Here is a 325-nt window from a genome sequence, read left to right as displayed (position 1 = left end):
GCCGTGCTCTACAATGCGGGCGGCGGCGAGCGTGCGGTCTATGATTTTGCGTGCACGGAGCTGAAAGATGTTTCGGTGGACGCGGCAGGCAATGTGGCCCTGCTGCTGGCATCGGGGCAGGTCTCTCAGGCTGTGACGCTGGACAAAAACCTGAATGTCAAGTTCAGCGCCGCTGTCTCGGCGGCAAATTCCATTGTCCGGGCGGGGAACCTATTCTATCTGCTGGCCGATAACGCCGTGGTGTGCTTTGATGCGTCCGGCACCCAGCAGTGGAGCCAGAACCTTGACACCAGCCCGCAGGCATTGCTGGCCAACAGCAAGGATC

Annotated in this window: 1 pseudogene; it reads left to right on the top strand. The window is 60.6% G+C overall.

The features are described from left to right. Positions 1–325, top strand: a pseudogene (locus P0G09_RS16700) (protein TolB); the annotation flags it as partial.

Source organism: Faecalibacterium sp. DFI.5.82 (assembly GCF_029076575.1).
In the GTDB taxonomy this organism is placed as follows: domain Bacteria; phylum Bacillota; class Clostridia; order Oscillospirales; family Ruminococcaceae; genus Faecalibacterium; species Faecalibacterium duncaniae.
Note: the sequence above shows the minus strand (reverse complement) of the source record. Positions and strands in the feature narration are given on the sequence as shown.